Here is a 1234-nt window from a genome sequence, read left to right on the forward strand (position 1 = left end):
GGGCGCCAACGCCCCCAACCTGTTCGTCGACGCCAAGAGCGCCGAGAGCGCCCTGCCGCCGTTCTCGGACGGGACCCGCGACGAGGTCGGGCAGCGGCGGGCGCTGGAGGCGGTGCTGGCCCACGTGGCCGACCCCGCGGCCAATCCCGTYTCGCCGGTCTATGGCGGGCCGATGATCGACGGCGCCTCGGCCTGGTGCTGGGACGCCCGGCCCTTTCCCGACTTCCCGGCCCGGAGCGGCGTCTGGGCCGACGGACCCAACTGGACCCTGGGCCACTGGCTGAACGGCCGCGCCGGGATCGCGCCGCTGCCCGAGCTGATCGCCGCCCTGGCCCAGCGGGCCGGCGCGGCGATCGATCCGGGCGAGGCCGGGGGTTCGGTGGTGGGCTACGTGATCGATCGCCCCATGCGCTTGCGCGACGCCCTGGCGCCGTTGCTGGAGGCCTTCGCCCTGGACCCTGTCGAGCGCCAGGACGGCGTCGTGCTGGCGGGGCGTTCCGGGGTGGCGGCCCTGACCCTGGGCGACGACGATCTGGCCTGGCCGGAGGATCGCGACGCGCCCGTCGTCGCCGCCCGGACCTTGGCCGCGCCGGTCCAGACCCTGCGCCTGCGCTTCATCGACGCCGCCCGCGACTACCAGACCGGCGCGGTGACCGTCCGCCGCGAGCTGGGGGAGGGCGGCGCCGATCTCGACGCGCCGCTGGTCCTGGCCGCCGCCGACGCCCAGGCCGTGGCCGAGCGCCTGCTGGGCGCCGCCGATCCGCGTGAGGCGACGGTGCATCTATCGCCCCTGGCCGCCCTGCGTCTGGAGCCCGGCGATCGTCTGGGGTTGGACGGCGCGACCTGGCGGGTGACGCGGATCGATCTGGACGAGCATCCCCGCGCCCAGCTGGCGCCGGTGGTCGATCCGGTGCGGGTGAGCGGCGACCTCGACTGGTCGCCCGCCCCGCCGCGCGAGGTCTCGGGGCCGCCGGTGCTGCACATCCTGGACCTGCCCCTCTTGCAAAATCTTGGGGGCCAGGCGGACGAGCGGCCGCTGGTCGCGGTCGCCGCCGCGCCGTGGCGGGCCTTCGACATCCATGCCGGGGTCGGGGCCGAGGCCCTGAGCGTCCGGGCGACCGCCGGCGCGCCCGCGACGGTCGGCGTCACCCTGTCGGCCCTGCCGGCCGGACCGCTGCACCGCTTTGACCGCGCCACGCGCCTGACGGTGCGGCTGGAGGGGACAGGCCCGATC

The 1234-nt window shown here is 76.6% G+C and carries 1 protein-coding gene; it reads left to right on the forward strand.

Annotated features, from left to right (window positions below; genetic code table 11):
- The coding region (locus tag AC1DZ6_RS25430; protein ID WP_477099862.1) for a phage tail protein at positions 1-1234 on the forward strand (1234 nt) is incomplete at both ends.

This window comes from Caulobacter sp. P1_B12_2 (assembly GCF_056406675.1).